The sequence below is a fragment of the Mesorhizobium sp. CA8 genome (assembly GCF_020164955.1).
GTDB lineage: Bacteria > Pseudomonadota > Alphaproteobacteria > Rhizobiales > Rhizobiaceae > Mesorhizobium.
Genome location: NZ_JAIUHG010000004.1, coordinates 26,998 through 42,604 on the forward strand (window position 1 = coordinate 26,998; position 15,607 = coordinate 42,604).

Here is a 15,607-nt window from a genome sequence, read left to right on the forward strand (position 1 = left end):
AATCAGGCGTGGCCATTGACTCATTGTACCGATCGGTACAATGTCGGTTGTCGACGATCGGAACCGACAGGAGATTTTTCATGAGCCGTCCGCCATTGCCGCCCTTCACGGCCGAGACGGCGGCCCAAAAGGCGCGCCTCGCCGAGGATGCCTGGAACAGCCGCGACCCGGAACGGGTTTCGCTCGCCTATACCGAGGACAGCATCTGGCGCAACCGGGCCGAATTCATCTCGGGCCGCGGCGAGATCGTCGGCTTCCTCAAGCGCAAATGGGCGCGCGAGCTGGATTATCGCCTGATCAAGGAGGTCTGGACCTGGAACGACAACCGCATCGCGGTGCGCTTCGCCTATGAATGGCGCGACGACAGCGGCCACTGGTTCCGCTCCTACGGCAACGAGAACTGGGAATTCGACGAAGCCGGCCTGATGCGCCGGCGCGTGGCGAGCATCAACGACCTGCCGATCACAGAGCGCGAGAGGAAATATCATTGGCCACTCGGCCGCCGGCCGGACGATCATCCGGGCCTTTCGGAACTCGGGCTTTAGAGCATGATCCCAAAAAGTGTGTAGCGGTTTTTGGAAAAGATCATGCTCAAACAAGAACACTAAGCATGCGACGCATCGCTCCGGACCGCGACCGGTTGCTGGCGATCGTGGCCGAAGTCTTTCGCGGGCATGGCTATGAGGGCGCCAGCCTGGCCTTGATCGGCGAGGCGACGGGGCTCGGCAAGGGGAGCCTCTATCACTTCTTTCCGGGCGGCAAGGAAGAGATGGCGAGGGCCGTCATTGCCCATATCGACGGCTGGTTCGAAGACAATGTCTTTGCACCGCTGCGCGAGGGCGCCGATCCGTCGGCAGGGATCGAGCAGATGCTCGCGGCGACGGACAGCTATTTCCGCTCCGGGCGGCGCGTCTGCCTCATTGGAGCCTTCGCGCTGGATGACTCGCGCAACCTCTTCGCCGGCCAGATAAGCGACTATTTCGGCCGCTGGGTCACGCATCTGGCCGATGCGCTGGCGCGATCCGGGCAGCAACCGGACGAAGCCAGCGAACTGGCCGAGGAAGCCGTCGCCGCTATCCAGGGCGCACTCACGCTTGCCCGCGCCGCGGCCGAAACCGATCTGTTTTCCCGCGCGTTGCGAAGGATCCGCAAGCGGCTGGGCGTCCCGGTAAGCGGCTAGATCATTTCCAGGCCGCGCTTGCGCGTCGGCGGCGGGAAGGCGCGGTCGAGCTCGGCAAGATCTTCCGCCGTCAGAGCGATGTCGAGCGCGGCGGCGTTCTGGCGGACATGCTCCTGGCGACCGGCCTTCGGGATTGCGATGACGCCGTCCTGCATCATTATCCAGGCAAGCGCGATCTGCGCGGCCGTGGCGTTGTGTCGGGCGGCGACCGCCTCGAGCCGCGCATTGCGGGCCAGCGCGCCCTGCTCCACCGGCGAATAGGCCATCAGCGGTATGCGGCGCCGCCGGCTCCACGGCGCAAGGTCGAATTCGAGCCCGCGCCGCGACAGGTTGTAAAGCACCTGGTTGGTCTGGACATTGCCGCCGGACGGCAGACTGACAAGATTCTCCATCTCGTCCGTGTCGAAATTGCTGACACCCCAATGGCGGATCTTGCCTTGCGACTTCAGCGCCTCGAACGCCTCCACGGTTTCGGACAGCGGCACGCTGCCCGGCCAGTGCAGCAGATAGAGATCGATACGATCAGTGGCGACGCGCTTCAGGCTGGCCTCGCAGGCGCGCTTCACGCCGGCTCGCGAGGCGTTGGAGGGCAAAACCTTGGAGACGAGGAAGGTCTCGTCGCGGCGCCCCGCGATGGCCTCCGCCACCACTTCCTCGGCGCCGCCGCTCGCATACATTTCGGCGGTGTCGATCAGCGTGATGCCAAGGTCGAACCCGAGCTTCAGCGCCGCGACCTCGTCGGCGCGGCGGCGCCGGTCCTCACCCATCTTCCAGGTGCCTTGGCCCAGCACCGGAACGGCTTCGCCGGACGGCAGCTTGAGGGTTCTGACTGTTGACGGCATGGCTTTCTCCGCGTGGGGCCAGATCGCAGCACAGCCAAAATCGGAAATCCAGACCAAAGCCGCCTGGCTGCCTGGATTTCCCGGAGTGGGTTAGAGCGGTTCAGCGTTTCGCGGAATCGCCGAACCGCTCTAAGTATTTGTTTCTTCGCAATTTCCGGACGGAAAACCGCTACACACTTTTCCTGGAATTGCTCTAGTTCGCCGGGTGCTTGGCGAGCCAGTCCTGCATCTCCTTGATCTCGGCTTCCTGCGCCTTGACCACGCCTTCGGCGAGCTTGCGAATTTCGGGATCCTTGCCATTGGCGATCACCACCTTGGCCATGTCGATCGCGCCCTGATGATGCGGGATCATGCCGCGGACGAAGTCTACATCGGCATTGCCGGTGTATTTGATCGCCATGTCCTTGTGCATCTTCTTCATCGCCTTCTCGTAGCCGACGGTGGCCGGGCTCTGGGCGCCGATCGCCATCTTGGACATGTCATGCTTCATCTCCTCCGACGAGGCGGGCACGCTTTCGAGGAAGACGGCAAGCAGCATTCCGGCGGCCATCAGCAGCAGCACGACTTTCTTGGCCAGGGTCATTCAAGCTCTCCTTATGGTTGGGGTTCGTATCTGGGGGTTTTGCTCAGAGTTTCAACGTTCTCAGCCGCAAGGCATTGGCGATGACCGACACCGACGACAGGCTCATTGCCGCCGCGGCGATCATCGGCGACAGCAATGTGCCGGTGAGCGGATAGAGCACGCCGGCCGCGACCGGCACGCCGAGCACGTTGTAGAGGAAGGCGAAGAACAGGTTCTGGCGGATGTTGCGGATCGTCGCCTGGGCGAGCGTGCGCGCCCTGACGATGCCGTTCAAGTCGCCCTTGACCAGCGTGATGCCGGCGCTTTCGACGGCGACGTCGGCGCCGGTCCCCATGGCGATGCCGACATCGGCGGCGGCCAGCGCCGGCGCGTCGTTGACGCCGTCACCGGCCATGGCGACGACAGCGCCCTTGGCACGCAGTTCCTCGATCAGCGCGCCCTTCTCATCCGGCAGCAACCCGGCGCGGACCTCGTCGATGCCGAGCCTGCCGGCGATCGCTTTTGCCGTGCGCTTGTTGTCGCCAGTGGCCATGATGATCTTCAGGCCCTTGTCGTGCAGCGCCTTGATCGTCTCGGCCGTCGTTGCCTTTACGGGATCGGCGACAGCGACGATGCCGGCGAAGCTGCCGCCGACGGCCACGAACATGGCCGTCTTGCCGTCGGCCTGCAGTGCCTCGGCATCGGCCGCCGGCGTTTGGACGCCGAGATCAGCCATCATCGCTGCATTGCCGAGCGCGACCTTCCGGCCCGACACCATGCCAGAAACGCCCTTGCCGGTGACGGCTTCGAAACCGACGGCATCGGCCAGCTTCAAGCCGCGCGCGGCGGCCCCCTCGACGATCGCCTCGGCCAGCGGATGCTCCGAGCCCTTTTCAAGCGCGGCGGCGAGGCCCAGCAGCTCGTTCTCATCGATGCCGTCGGCCGCAACGACGTCGGTCAGCCGCGGCTTGCCCTCTGTCAGCGTGCCGGTCTTGTCGACGATCAGCGTGTCGACGGCGGCGAAGCGCTCGAGCGCCGCGGCTTCCTTGATCAGCACGCCGGCATGCGCGCCGCGCCCTGTCGCCGTCATGATCGACATCGGGGTGGCGAGGCCAAGCGCACAGGGACAGGCGATGATCAGCACCGACACCGCCGAGACGATGGCGAAGATCAGGCTGGGCTCGGGACCGAAGAGCGCCCAGGCGATGAAGGCAATGACGGCCACCAGCACGACAGCCGGGACGAAATAGAAGGACACGCGGTCGGCCAGCCCCTGGATCGGCGCGCGCGAGCGCTGCGCCTTGGCGACCAGCTCGACGATGCGCGACAGCGTGGTTTCCGCGCCGACCTTCTCCGCGCGCATGACCAGCGACCCGTTCTTGTTCAGCGTGCCGCCGGTGAGCGCGTCGCCTTCCGTCTTTTCGATCGGCAACGGTTCGCCGGTGATCATGGATTCATCGATCGCCGAGCGGCCTTCCAGCACGATGCCGTCGACCGGCACCGCATCGCCGGGGCGGACGCGCAACCGATCGCCCGACTTGACGCTGTCGAGCGGCACGTCCTTCTCTGAGCCGTCGGCGCCGATCAACCGCGCCGTCTTCGGCGCAAGGTCCAAAAGCGCGCGAATAGCCGAGCCGGTGCGCTCGCGAGCGCGCAGCTCCAGCACCTGTCCAAGGAAGACCAGCGCGACGATGACGGCGGCGGCCTCGAAATAGACCGGCACGGCGCCATCATGACCGCGGAACTGATGCGGGAAGACGTCCGGGAACAATGTCGCGACGAGGCTGAAGAGATAGGCCGCGCCGACGCCCAGCGAGATCAGCGTCCACATATTGGGGCTGCGGTTGAGGATCGATTCCCAGCCGCGATGGAAGAACGGAAACGCCGCCCACAGCACCACCGGGCTCGCCAGCGCCAGCTCCATCCAGGTCTTGCTGCGGCCATCGATGAGGGTTTCGAAGCTGAAGCCCAGCATCGGCGCCATTGCGACGATCAGGAGAGGCACGGAGAGCGCCGCACTGACCCAGAAGCGGCGCGTGAAATCGACGAGCTCGGGGTTAGGGCCTTCATCGCCTGTCGGCACGCCCATCGGCTCCAGCGCCATGCCGCAGATCGGGCAGGAACCTGGCTTGTCGCGGATGATCTCGGGATGCATCGGGCAGGTGTACTGCGTGCCCCTCGGCATCGGCTGCGGCTCGGGCCGGCCGGCGAGATATTTTGCCGGCTCCGCCTCGAACTTGGCCTTGCAACCGGCGGAGCAGAAATAGAAGCCCTGCCCTTCATGGCGAACGAAGTGCTTCGCGCTCGCGCGGTCGACGCTCATGCCGCAGACGGGGTCTGTGGCCGTCAGGTAGCCCTCGGGCTCGGCCTGGAATTTCGTGCGGCAGCGCTCGCTGCAGAAATGAAAGGTCCGGCCGCCATGCTCGGCCGTCGGCTTGCCGGCGGCCGGATCGACCGTCATGCCGCAGACAGGATCGCGAATCACCGGCTCGCCGGCAGGCGCGGTGTTCTTCGCGGAGCAGCAGGCGTCGCCATGCGCGTGATTGGGGTGATGGTCGGAATGGGTCATCAGCAATGCCTCGGAATTCTCGAATTGAGGCGGAGGTAGTCCTTCCAGTAACTGGAAGGTCAAGGGGCGGTTTCGACTTTTGCGAAAATCGGCCGGGGCGATTGCGGTACGCCTCGCCGCGCGATGGCAATCGTGGCCGCAGGCCCATACACAGCGCCGCGAAAACAGGCTATAGACGCCGCCGAATGGCAAAGATCTCCTTGAAACTCGACGAAATCATCGATGGCGACGCGCTGCGCCGCGACTTGACCGCGCTGACGGCGGCGAGCGCCGGCGACGGCTCGGGCCCGGCTGTTCGAACGGCCGTCCTCCAGCTGCTCAAGGCCAGGATGGCCGAAGGGCGAAAGATCGCCGAGGCCATGCTCAAGCAGGATGGCGGCGGCAATGCCTGCGCCGAGCGGCTCTCGCACCTGATGGATGATCTGATCCGGGCGCTCTACGATTTCGCCGCCACCCATGTCTACCGGGTCAAGAACCGGTCCGCGGCCGAGCGCATGGCGGTCGTTGCCGTCGGCGGCTATGGCCGCGGCACGCTGGCGCCGGGCTCCGACACCGACCTGCTTTTCCTGCTGCCCTACAAGCAGACCCCATGGGGCGAGCAGATCGTCGAATACATGCTCTACATGCTGTGGGACATGGGGCTGAAGGTCGGCCACGCCACCCGCAACATCGACGAGTGCCTGAGGCTGTCGCGCAGCGACATCACCATCCGCACATCGATCCTGGAAGCGCGTTTCCTGTGGGGCGAACGCAAGCTCTATGACGAGTTGCTAACCCGCTTCGACCACGAGGTGGTTCGAACGACCGGGCCGGAATATGTGCAGGCCAAGCTTGCCGAGCGCGACGAGCGCCATGCCAAGGCTGGCGAAAGCCGCTATCTGGTCGAGCCCAACGTCAAGGACGGCAAGGGCGGGTTGCGCGACCTGCAGACGCTGTTCTGGATCGGCAAATACTTCTATCGCGTGCGCACCGGCGAGGAACTGGTCGAGAAAGGCGTTTTCACCCAGGCCGAATATCGCGAGTTCCAGAAGGCCGAGGATTTCCTGTGGGCGGTGCGCTGCCACATGCATTTCCTCACCGGCAAGGCGGAAGAGCGGCTGCATTTCGACATCCAGCGCGAGATCGCCGAGCGGCTGGGCTATACGACGCATCCCGGCCTGTCGGCAGTCGAGCGCTTCATGAAGCACTATTTCCTCGTCGCCAAGGATGTCGGCGACCTCACCCGCATCTTCTGCGCGGCGCTCGAGGAAGAGCAGGCCAAGCATGTGCCGGGCTTCAACCGCATCTTCCTCACCTTCCAGCGGCGCAAGCGCAAACTTGCCGGCACGTCCGACTTCATCGTCGACAATCACCGCATCAATGTCGCCGACGACAGCGTCTTCGAGCGCGATCCGGTCAACCTGCTCAGGCTGTTCTGGTTCGCCGACAAGCATGGGCTGGAGTTCCACCCCGATGCACTGAAGCTGCTCACCCGTTCGCTCGGCCTGGTCAACAAATCGCTCCGGCGCGACGAGGAAGCAAACCGGCTGTTCCTCGACATATTGACCTCGGACCGCAACGCCGAACTCAATCTCAGGCGCATGAACGAGGCGGGACTGCTCGGCCGGCTGATCCCCGACTTCGGCAAGATCGTCGCCATGATGCAGTTCTCGATGTACCACCACTATACGGTGGACGAGCATCTGATCCGCTGCATCGGCGTGCTGGCCGAGATCGAGCGCGGCGACGGCGCCAAGGTGCATCCGCTGTCGCATACGCTGATGCCGGGTCTGAAGAAAAGCCGCGAGGCGCTTTATGTCGCGGTGCTCTTGCACGACATCGCCAAGGGCAGGCCCGAGGACCATTCGGAGGCCGGCGCCCGGATCGCCCGGCGCATCTGCCCGCATATGGGGTTGTCGGCGGCCGACACCGAGACCGTCGCCTGGCTGGTCGAGAACCACCTGGTGATGTCGATGACCGCGCAGACACGCGACCTCAACGACCGCAAGACGATCGAGGATTTCGCCTCGATCGTGCAGTCGGTCGAGCGGCTGAAGCTGCTCTTGATCCTCACGGTCTGCGACATACGCGGTGTTGGGCCCGGCGTGTGGAACGGCTGGAAAGGCCAGCTGCTGCGCACGCTTTATTTCGAAACCGAGCTGCTTCTGACCGGCGGTTTCTCCGAAGTGTCGCGCGCCGAGCGTACGGCGGCGGCGCGCGAGCGGCTGGCTGAGGCGCTGTCCGCCTGGCCGGCGAAGGAGCGCAAGCGCTATGTCGCCCAGCATTACGAGAACTATCTGCTGACCGTCGACCTGCCCGACCAGCTGCGCCATGCCGAATTCATCCGCGAGGCGGATGGGGCAGGCAAGAAGCTCGCCACCATGGTCAAGACGCATGAGTTCGAGGCGGTGACGGAGATCACCGTACTGGCGCCGGACCATCCGCGCCTGCTGTCGATCATCGCGGGAGCTTGCGCCGCGGCGGGCGGCAACATCGTCGACGCGCAGATCTTCACCACCTCGGACGGGCGCGCGCTGGACAGTATCCTGATCTCCCGCGAGTTCGACCGCGACGAGGACGAGCGCCGCCGCGCCGAGCGCGTCGGCCGGCTGATCGAGGACGTCCTTTCGGGCAAGAGCTGGCTGCCCGAGATGATCGAGAAGCGCACCAAGCCGAAGCGCGGCGCCAAGGCTTTCCGCATTCCGCCGCGCGCCGAAATCCGCAACACGCTGTCGAACCGCTTCTCGGTGGTCGAGGTCGAGGGGCTGGACCGGCCGGGGCTTTTGTCCGAGATCACCGGAACGATCTCCGACCTTTCGCTCGACATCGCCTCGGCGCATATCACCACTTTCGGCGAAAAGGTCATCGATACGTTCTACGTCACCGACCTGACCGGACAGAAGATCGACAGTCCGACGCGCACCGCCGCCATTCACAAGCGGCTGATCGATACGCTGGAAGGCAATTCGTCGGAACGCAACGGCAAGGCCAAGGCGGCGGCCGAGTGACCATCCATTTGACGCAATTTTTCTGGCAGTCATTCCCAGCATGAGCCTCGTCAAGAAATTTGCCACCGTCGCGTCCGGCACGCTGATGAGCCGCGCGCTGGGCTTTGGCCGTGAGATGCTGATGGCGGCGGCACTCGGCACCGGGCCGGTCGCCGATGCCTTCAACGCGGCCTTCCAGTTCCCCAACACCTTCCGCCGGCTGTTCGCCGAAGGCGCCTTCAACGCCGCTTTCGTGCCGCTCTTCGCCAAGGAGATCGAGCAGCACGGCACCGATGGCGCCAAGCGCTTTTCGGAGGAAGTGTTCGGCGTGCTGTTCTCGGCGCTTTTGGCGCTGACGATCGCCATGGAACTCGCGATGCCGCTCATCGTGCGCTACCTGGTGGCGCCGGGCTTTGCCGACATCCCGGGCAAGTTCGAGACCACCGTACGGCTCGCGACGATCATGTTCCCGTACCTGATCTGCATGTCGCTCGGCGCCATGATGGCGGGCATGCTGAATTCGCTGCGCCGCTATTTCGCGGCGGCGATCGCGCCCGCCTTCCTCAACATCATCCTGATCAGCGTACTCGCCTATGCCTGGTATCACGGGCTCGACGCGCATGATGTCGGCTTCGGCCTGTCGTGGGGCGTGCTGGCCGCGGGCATCGTGCAGTTGGCGATCGTCTGGATCGCGGTGCGCCATGCCGGCATCTCGATCGGCTTCCGTCGGCCGAAGATGACGCCCAACGTCAAGCGGCTGCTGATCCTGGCGCTGCCGGCGGCGATCACCGGCGGCATCACCCAGATCAACCAGCTGATCGGCACGGCGATCGCTTCGGCGCAGAACAGCGCCGTGTCCTCGCTCGCCTATGCCGACCGAATCTACCAGCTGCCGCTCGGCGTCGTCGGCGTGGCCGTTGCCATCGTGCTGTTGCCGGAACTGTCGCGGGCGCTGAAGTCGGGTAACCTGGTCGAGGCCGCCAATTTGCAGAACCGCTCGGTCGAGTTCACCTTGTTCATGACCTTGCCGGCGGCGGCGGCGCTCTGGGTGATGTCTGAGCCTATCGTGCGGTTGGTCTATGAGCGCGGCGCCTTCGCCGCCAACCATTCTACGCCGATCGTTGCCTCGATCCTGGCGATCTTCGGCCTCGGCCTGCCGGCCTTCGTGCTGATCAAGGCCTTCACGCCAGGCTATTTCGCGCGCGAGGATACGCGCACGCCGATGATCTTCGCCGCCATCTCGGTCGGCGTGAATGTCGCCACGGCGCTCACCCTGTTCCCGTCGATGGGCGCGCCTGGCATCGCGGTGGCTTCGGCCGTCGCGGGATGGGTCAACGCACTGATGCTGCTCGCCATGCTGATCAGGCGCGGCCATTGGGGCCGCGACGTCCCGCTCTTGAAGCGCATTCCGCGGCTGGTGCTCTCCGCCGTAATTATGGCCGTGGCGCTTTACTTCGCCGAGCACTACTTCGCCGCACGGCTCGGACCCGGCTCGCCGCTGGTGGTGAAGGCGACAACGGTGCTTGGGCTGGTTGGCGGAGGCGCCGCGCTTTACTTCATCGCCGCCTTCGGCACCGGCGGCGCCGACTTCGGCATGATCCGCAGGAACGTGAAACGGGGCTCGGGGAAATCTGCGCCGCGGGAATCGAATACTGGCCTGGACGAATAACTCGAGCTGGCTTGCAGCAACACCGGTCTTGATCCCCTCGCGCCCTTCGTCCATAAGCGCGCCGTCGCAAGACTTTCGCCGCGCGCGGTTTCCAGCCGCGTGATTGGCTCCAAAAAGTCTGCAACTTTTTGGAATCACGCTTATACGGCCCTCCACAAGCCCTGAGGAAATCATGTCCGCCTTCAAGCCACTCGTCTTTTCAGGCGTCCAGCCGACCGGCAATCTGCATCTCGGCAATTATCTCGGCGCCATCAAGAAATTCGTCGCCCTCCAGGAACAGTCCGACTGCATCTATTGCGTCGTCGACCTTCATTCGCTGACGGCGCAGCTCGTGCATCAGGACCTGGGCGACCAGACGCGCTCGATCACCGCGGCGTTCCTTGCCTCCGGCATCGACCCGAGGAAGCACATCGTCTTCAACCAGTCGCGGGTCATCCAGCATGCCGAGCTTGCCTGGATTTTCAACTGCGTGGCGCGCATCGGCTGGATGTACCGCATGACGCAGTTCAAGGATAAAGCCGGCAAGGACCGCGAGAACGCCTCGCTCGGCCTGCTCGCCTATCCGAGCCTGATGGCCGCCGACATCCTGCTCTACCGCGCCACCCATGTGCCGGTGGGCGAGGACCAGAAGCAGCATCTGGAGCTCACCCGCGACATCGCGCAGAAATTCAACAACGACTTCTCCGAGAAGATCGCAGCACTTGGCGTCGGCGTCGAAATGCGGGTCGGCGAAGAGACGGTGAACGGCTATTTCCCGATCACCGAACCGGTGATCGGCGGTCCGGCGGCGCGCATCATGAGCCTGCGCGACGGCTCCAAGAAAATGTCGAAGTCGGACCCGTCCGACCTGTCGCGCATCAACCTGACCGATGACGCCGACACCATCTCGAAGAAGATCCGCAAGGCCAAGACCGATCCGGAGGCCTTGCCGAGCGAGATCGACGGACTGGAAAGCCGGCCCGAGGCGGAAAACCTGGTCGGCATCTATGCCGGCCTCGCCGAGATCTCGAAGGAAGACGTGCTGAAGGAATATGGCGGCCAGCAGTTTTCCGTGTTCAAGCCGGCGCTTGCCGATCTGGCCGTGGAGAAGCTGGCGCCGATCGCTTCCGAGATGCGCCGGATCGAGGGTGACCGCGCCTATGTCGACGCCGTGCTCAAGGATGGCGGCGAGCGGGCCCGCGCAATCGCCGAGGGCACGATGAAGACGGTTCGCGACATCATCGGCCTGCTGCAGGACTGATCGAGCGGTCTTGCTGAGCCATCGCCATGCCGGCCGGCGGCTTGCCGCCGGCTCCTGGCGGTGGCAGATTGCGGCCGAACCATACCGAGCAGATAGAAATGGTCTCCAAACGCCTCAGCCGCGAAGCCGGCCATCGCCGCAAGTTCCTGGCGATCATCGACGACACGCCGGAATGCGAGCGCGCCGTCGCCTACGCCTCGAAGCGGGCGCAGCACACCGGCGGCGTGCTGGTGCTGCTCTATGTCATCGAGCCGGACGATTTCCAGCACTGGCTTGGCGTGGAAAAGATCATGCGCGAGGAAGCCAACGCGACGGCGCGCGGAGCGCTCGACGGCTACGCCAACAAGGTGCGTCAGAGCGTCGGCATCGAGCCGGAGCTGGTGGTGCGCGAGGGCAAGCCGACCGAAGAGATCCACAAGCTGATCGAGGAAGACCAGGACATTGCCATCCTGGTGCTGGCGGCCGGCGCCGGCAAGGAAGGTCCGGGACCGCTGGTCAGCGCGGTTGCCGGCCGCGGCGCGGCCTTTCCGATTCCGGTGACGGTCGTGCCGCAGAACCTGTCCGACGAAGAGATCGACAGCCTGGCCTGATTTGCGAAGGCCCTCCGGCCAGCGCTGGGCTTCTCACCCGCGGCGCATAATACCCAAGCCGACACAAGAATAACGCCACCCTTGGCCGGCGTTTGCGGCGCGCCATTTGGAATCATGTGCATTCCAATGGAGGGCCGATGACCGAAACAGAACAACGGGCAGGCCGACGCGAACAATCGAGGGCGAAAGCGACGGGCGCCGAACCACCAGCGCGGCCGCGCCCGCAATCGGCCCGAGCCCAGGAAAAAGCCCGGCAGACGCCTCGTGCGCAGCAAGAGCGCAAGCATCGGGTGCTTACCAAGGGCCACCCGGCGATGGTCGACAGCATCGCCGGAGCGATCACCGTCAAGAGCCTCGATCTGTATTACGTCATCGCCGCCGATGCGCAGATACCTGTAAGCGAAGGGCACGGCTTCGGGCTCTATTTTCATGACTGCCGCTTCATCGGCGGCTATCAGATGACCTTGGCCGGCCTGACGCCGATCGTCCTGGCCTCGACCGCCCAGAAAGGGTACGCGGCGCTCTTCGAGCTGACCAACCCCGACCTGCACTCCAAGGGTCGATTGATCCCCAAGGACGAACTCGGCATTCGCTGGGAACGCATTCTGGACGCCGAACAGACATGCGTCAGGGAAGTTTTGACCATCCAGAATCTGGGACATGAGGCGCACGAGTTTCCGCTGAGCTTGCAGTTCGGCGCCGGCTTCGAGGACATCTTCAACGTGCGAGGGCTGGTGCGGCAAAATCTCGGCAGGGCCGAACGGCCCGCCTGGCGGGATGGCAGGCTGCATTTCGCCTATCACGGCGCCGACCGGCTCCGCAGGATGGCGACGGTCGCATTCTCGCCCCGCCCTGACGCCACGCACAAGACGGCGGCCGAATTCCAGATCGACGTGCCGGCCGGAGCCACACGAACCATCGCGGTGACCATCGCCTTGGAGGAACAGCCGGAGGACGCCGAGGCCGGGCAACTGGATCAGCGTCCGGCGGCCACACTCGAGGGCGTTGCCGGCAAACTCCGGACGAATTCCGAAGAATGGCTGGAGCAGCATACGAAGCTCGACAGCGACAGCCTTCTGCTCAACAGCATCATGGAGAGATCCCTGCGCGATGTCGCGATGCTGCGCTCGGAGTTTGGGAGGCGTGAATATTTTGCCGCCGGCGTGCCATGGTTCGTTGCCCTGTTCGGGCGAGACAGCCTGATCGTCGCGCTGGAAATGCTGGCCTTCCAGCCGGAGATCGCCGCCCAGACGCTCCGCCTCCTGGCCAGCTATCAGGGAAGCCGTACGGATCGATGGCGGGAGGAGCAGCCCGGCAAGATCCTGCACGAACTGCGCGTCGGCGAGCTCGCGCGCGCCGGCGATGTCCCTCATGCCAGGTTCTATGGCACGGTGGACGCTACCCCGCTCTTCCTGTTGCTTCTCGGCCGTCATGCCGCCTGGACCGGCGATCTCGACCTGTTTCGCGAATTGCAGGCGCCCGTGGAAAAGGCGTTGGATTGGATCGCCAAGGCCGGAGACGACCATGGCGAGGGCTACCTTAAATACCGGAGCAGCTCCACCGAGGGTCTCGTCAACCAGGGTTGGAAGGACTCGGGCGACGCGATCGTGAGAGCCGATGGCAGCCTCGCCAGACCGCCGATCGCCCTCGTCGAGGTGCAGGGCTATGTCTTTGCCGCCAAACAGGCCATCGCCGACCTCTATGAGCGCAACGGCGAAGCTGACCGCGCAAGACAGCTTCGCCAAGAGGCCGACAGGCTTCGAATACGCTTCAACCGCGACTTCTGGTGCGAGGACCAAGGCATCTTCGCCCTCGCGCTGGAAGCAAGAAGCCGCCCGGTCGTGGTCGTTTCCTCGAACCCCGGACATGCGTTGTGGTGCGGTATCGCGAACCGCGACAAGGGCGGCCGTTCCGTGGCGCGGCTGATGCGGGACGACATGTTCAACGGCTGGGGCGTGCGCACGCTTGCCACCTCGGAAAGGCGCTACAATCCCGTCGGCTACCACCTCGGAACGGTCTGGCCGCACGACAATGCGCTGGTGGCGGCCGGCTGCCGGCAATATGGCGAGGACGACGCGGCCCTGCGGATCTTCACGGGCATCGCCGAGGCCGCGATGCACTTTCGTCATCATAGGCTGCCCGAAGCGATGGCGGGCTTTCCGCGGAACGATTTCCAAGTGCCGGTGCATTACCCGGTGGCTTGCCACCCGCAGGCCTGGGCGGCCGGAACAGCGCCCTTCCTGCTGACGGTGTGCCTTGGCCTGGAACCCGACGGTTTCGCGAACAAGCTGCGGATCGTGCGGCCGCGGATGCCCGGTTTCGTGAACCGTCTCGCGCTTCGCGGATTGCGTGTCGGCAAGGGCAGCGCCGATCTCGAATTCAGGCGAACGGATGACGGCGCCGAGGTCGATGTCCTGCAGACGAGTGGACAATTGACAGTCGAAGTCGGAGGATGAGGGCTGCCATGGTTCGGACATCCCGCCATGGCAAAACATTCCGCCAGCCAGCCGCTCCGGCGACGCGTTTCGCTTGAATGTCCCGCCGATAGAGCCTATTTAGAATTATTCCAAACTATCGGCCCGCGAAGGGCTTGGAGATACCCATGTTCATCCAGACCGAATCGACGCCGAACCCGGCGACGCTGAAATTCCTGCCGGGCAAGGAAGTGCTGCGCGAAGGCACCGCCGATTTCCGCAACGCCGAAGCCGCGGCGGAGGCCTCGCCGCTGGCCGGCCGTCTGTTCGAGATCCCGGGCGTCACCGGCGTTTTCTTCGGCTATGACTTCATCACCGTGACCAAGGACGGCCCTGACTGGCAGCATCTGAAGCCGGCGATCCTCGGCGCCATCATGGAGCATTTCATGTCCGGCGCGCCGGTCATGGCCTCGGCCGCTCCGGCGAGCGACGCCGGCGGCACCGCCGAGTTCTACGACAAGGCGGACGAAGAGCTGGTGCTGACCATCAAGGAACTGCTCGACACGCGCGTGCGCCCAGCTGTTGCCCAGGACGGCGGCGACATCACCTTCCGCGGTTTCGAGAACGGCACGGTGTTCCTGCATATGAAGGGCGCCTGCGCCGGCTGCCCGTCGTCGACGGCGACGCTGAAGCACGGCATCCAGAACCTGCTTCGCCATTTCGTTCCCGAAGTGCAGCAGGTCGAGCAAGTCGCCTGACGCATTCCCGGCCGGTTGCTGCGCAACCAGCCCTATCGCAAAAACAAAAAACCGGGCCCCAACAGCCCGGTTTTCTGTTTTCAGGACGTCTTGTTGTTGCCTAGACGGTCCGCCTGCGAAACTTTTTAGTTGACCATGATCTTTTCCGAAAACCGGTTCCCACTTTTCGGGATCATGGTCCTTACAACACGATGACCTTGGCGCCGACCGACGTGCGGTCGTAGAGGTCGATAATATCCTGGTTCATCAGCCGGATGCAGCCCGACGACATCGCCTTGCCGATCGAGAACCATTCCGGGCTGCCATGCAGGCGATAGCCCATGTCGCCGCCCTTGTTGAAGAGATACATGGCACGCGCGCCGAGCGGGTTCTTCAGGCCCGGCTCCATGCCGCCGGCGAATTTGGCGAGCTCGGGCTGGCGCTTGATCATCGGCGCTGGCGGCGTCCAGGTCGGCCATTCGCGCTTCAGCGCGATATGAGCGGTGCCGTGCCATTCAAAACCTTCGCGGCCGACGCCGATGCCATAGCGCATCGCCATGCCGTCGCCTTCGACAAAATAGAGGAACTTGTTCTGGGTATCGACGATGATGGTGCCCGGCTTCTCCGAAGTGTCATAGCGCACTTCCTGCCGATGATATTTGGCGGGCACCTTCTCGATCGGAATACGCGGCAGCTGATAGCCGGCATCGGTCATCGCGCCATAGTTGTTGGTGAAGATTTGCCCGCCGATGGTGCTGCACCCGCTGATCGCGGCCGACAGCGCAAGAGCGGCGAGGATTGCAAATGACTTCAAGCGCATGAATTGGTCCGATGCCCC

Annotated in this window: 12 protein-coding genes; 8 read left to right on the forward strand and 4 right to left on the reverse strand. The window is 64.4% G+C overall.

Features of this window, described 5'->3' with window-relative positions; all coding sequences use genetic code 11:
• The first annotated feature begins 80 nt into the window (after positions 1 to 80).
• Positions 81 to 545, forward strand: a complete 465-nt coding sequence (locus tag LB553_RS05945) for a DUF1348 family protein (protein WP_224511516.1) — start codon at positions 81 to 83, stop codon at positions 543 to 545.
• 65 nt (positions 546 to 610) lie between these two features.
• The gene (locus LB553_RS05950; RefSeq protein WP_224511518.1) at positions 611 to 1,180 is read left to right on the forward strand and encodes a TetR/AcrR family transcriptional regulator; all 570 of its coding nucleotides are present in this window, start codon (positions 611 to 613) and stop codon (positions 1,178 to 1,180) included.
• Here LB553_RS05950 and LB553_RS05955 read toward each other — a convergent pair.
• The 3 genes from LB553_RS05955 to LB553_RS05965 form a co-directional block, all read right to left on the reverse strand.
• Complete coding sequence (locus LB553_RS05955) at positions 1,177 to 2,022, reverse strand: aldo/keto reductase (protein ID WP_224511520.1); 846 nt, start codon at positions 2,020 to 2,022, stop codon at positions 1,177 to 1,179. The genes LB553_RS05950 and LB553_RS05955 overlap by 4 nt on opposite strands.
• A gap of 193 nt (positions 2,023 to 2,215) precedes the next feature.
• Positions 2,216 to 2,605, reverse strand: coding sequence for a DUF305 domain-containing protein (locus LB553_RS05960; protein ID WP_224511522.1), 390 nt, complete (start codon positions 2,603 to 2,605; stop codon positions 2,216 to 2,218).
• 43 nt (positions 2,606 to 2,648) lie between these two features.
• On the reverse strand, positions 2,649 to 5,153 hold the full coding sequence (locus LB553_RS05965; protein WP_224511525.1) for a heavy metal translocating P-type ATPase: 2,505 nt from the start codon (positions 5,151 to 5,153) through the stop codon (positions 2,649 to 2,651).
• A gap of 185 nt (positions 5,154 to 5,338) precedes the next feature.
• Between LB553_RS05965 and LB553_RS05970 the strand changes: the two genes are divergently transcribed.
• The 6 genes from LB553_RS05970 to LB553_RS05995 all read left to right on the forward strand — a co-directional run bounded on the left by LB553_RS05970 (position 5,339) and on the right by LB553_RS05995 (position 14,790).
• Positions 5,339 to 8,140, forward strand: a complete 2,802-nt coding sequence (locus LB553_RS05970) for a [protein-PII] uridylyltransferase (protein WP_224511527.1) — start codon at positions 5,339 to 5,341, stop codon at positions 8,138 to 8,140.
• 40 nt (positions 8,141 to 8,180) lie between these two features.
• On the forward strand, positions 8,181 to 9,788 hold the full coding sequence (gene murJ / locus LB553_RS05975; protein ID WP_224511529.1) for a murein biosynthesis integral membrane protein MurJ: 1,608 nt from the start codon (positions 8,181 to 8,183) through the stop codon (positions 9,786 to 9,788).
• 172 nt (positions 9,789 to 9,960) lie between these two features.
• Positions 9,961 to 11,028, forward strand: a complete 1,068-nt coding sequence (trpS, locus tag LB553_RS05980) for a tryptophan--tRNA ligase (RefSeq protein ID WP_224511531.1) — start codon at positions 9,961 to 9,963, stop codon at positions 11,026 to 11,028.
• 98 nt (positions 11,029 to 11,126) lie between these two features.
• Positions 11,127 to 11,618, forward strand: a complete 492-nt coding sequence (locus LB553_RS05985; protein WP_224511534.1) for a universal stress protein — start codon at positions 11,127 to 11,129, stop codon at positions 11,616 to 11,618.
• A 290-nt stretch (positions 11,619 to 11,908) separates the two neighbouring features.
• On the forward strand, positions 11,909 to 14,074 hold the full coding sequence (locus LB553_RS05990) for a glycogen debranching N-terminal domain-containing protein (protein WP_224511535.1): 2,166 nt from the start codon (positions 11,909 to 11,911) through the stop codon (positions 14,072 to 14,074).
• A gap of 146 nt (positions 14,075 to 14,220) precedes the next feature.
• Entirely contained in the window at positions 14,221 to 14,790 is a 570-nt protein-coding gene (locus LB553_RS05995; RefSeq protein WP_224511537.1) for a NifU family protein, read from the forward strand.
• 181 nt (positions 14,791 to 14,971) lie between these two features.
• Here the strand turns inward: LB553_RS05995 and LB553_RS06000 are convergent, their stop codons facing one another.
• Entirely contained in the window at positions 14,972 to 15,589 is a 618-nt protein-coding gene (locus LB553_RS06000; RefSeq protein ID WP_224511539.1) for a L,D-transpeptidase, read from the reverse strand.
• Positions 15,590 to 15,607 lie beyond the last annotated feature (18 nt).

Coding starts and splice junctions, on each gene's coding strand:
- LB553_RS05945 (WP_224511516.1), top strand. CDS start 81: ATGAGCCGTCCGCCATTGCCGCCCTTCACGGCCGAGACGGCGGCCCAA.
- LB553_RS05950 (WP_224511518.1), top strand. CDS start 611: ATGCGACGCATCGCTCCGGACCGCGACCGGTTGCTGGCGATCGTGGCC.
- LB553_RS05955 (WP_224511520.1), bottom strand. CDS start 2,022: ATGCCGTCAACAGTCAGAACCCTCAAGCTGCCGTCCGGCGAAGCCGTT.
- LB553_RS05960 (WP_224511522.1), bottom strand. CDS start 2,605: ATGACCCTGGCCAAGAAAGTCGTGCTGCTGCTGATGGCCGCCGGAATG.
- LB553_RS05965 (WP_224511525.1), bottom strand. CDS start 5,153: ATGACCCATTCCGACCATCACCCCAATCACGCGCATGGCGACGCCTGC.
- LB553_RS05970 (WP_224511527.1), top strand. CDS start 5,339: ATGGCAAAGATCTCCTTGAAACTCGACGAAATCATCGATGGCGACGCG.
- murJ (WP_224511529.1), top strand. CDS start 8,181: ATGAGCCTCGTCAAGAAATTTGCCACCGTCGCGTCCGGCACGCTGATG.
- trpS (WP_224511531.1), top strand. CDS start 9,961: ATGTCCGCCTTCAAGCCACTCGTCTTTTCAGGCGTCCAGCCGACCGGC.
- LB553_RS05985 (WP_224511534.1), top strand. CDS start 11,127: ATGGTCTCCAAACGCCTCAGCCGCGAAGCCGGCCATCGCCGCAAGTTC.
- LB553_RS05995 (WP_224511537.1), top strand. CDS start 14,221: ATGTTCATCCAGACCGAATCGACGCCGAACCCGGCGACGCTGAAATTC.
- LB553_RS06000 (WP_224511539.1), bottom strand. CDS start 15,589: ATGCGCTTGAAGTCATTTGCAATCCTCGCCGCTCTTGCGCTGTCGGCC.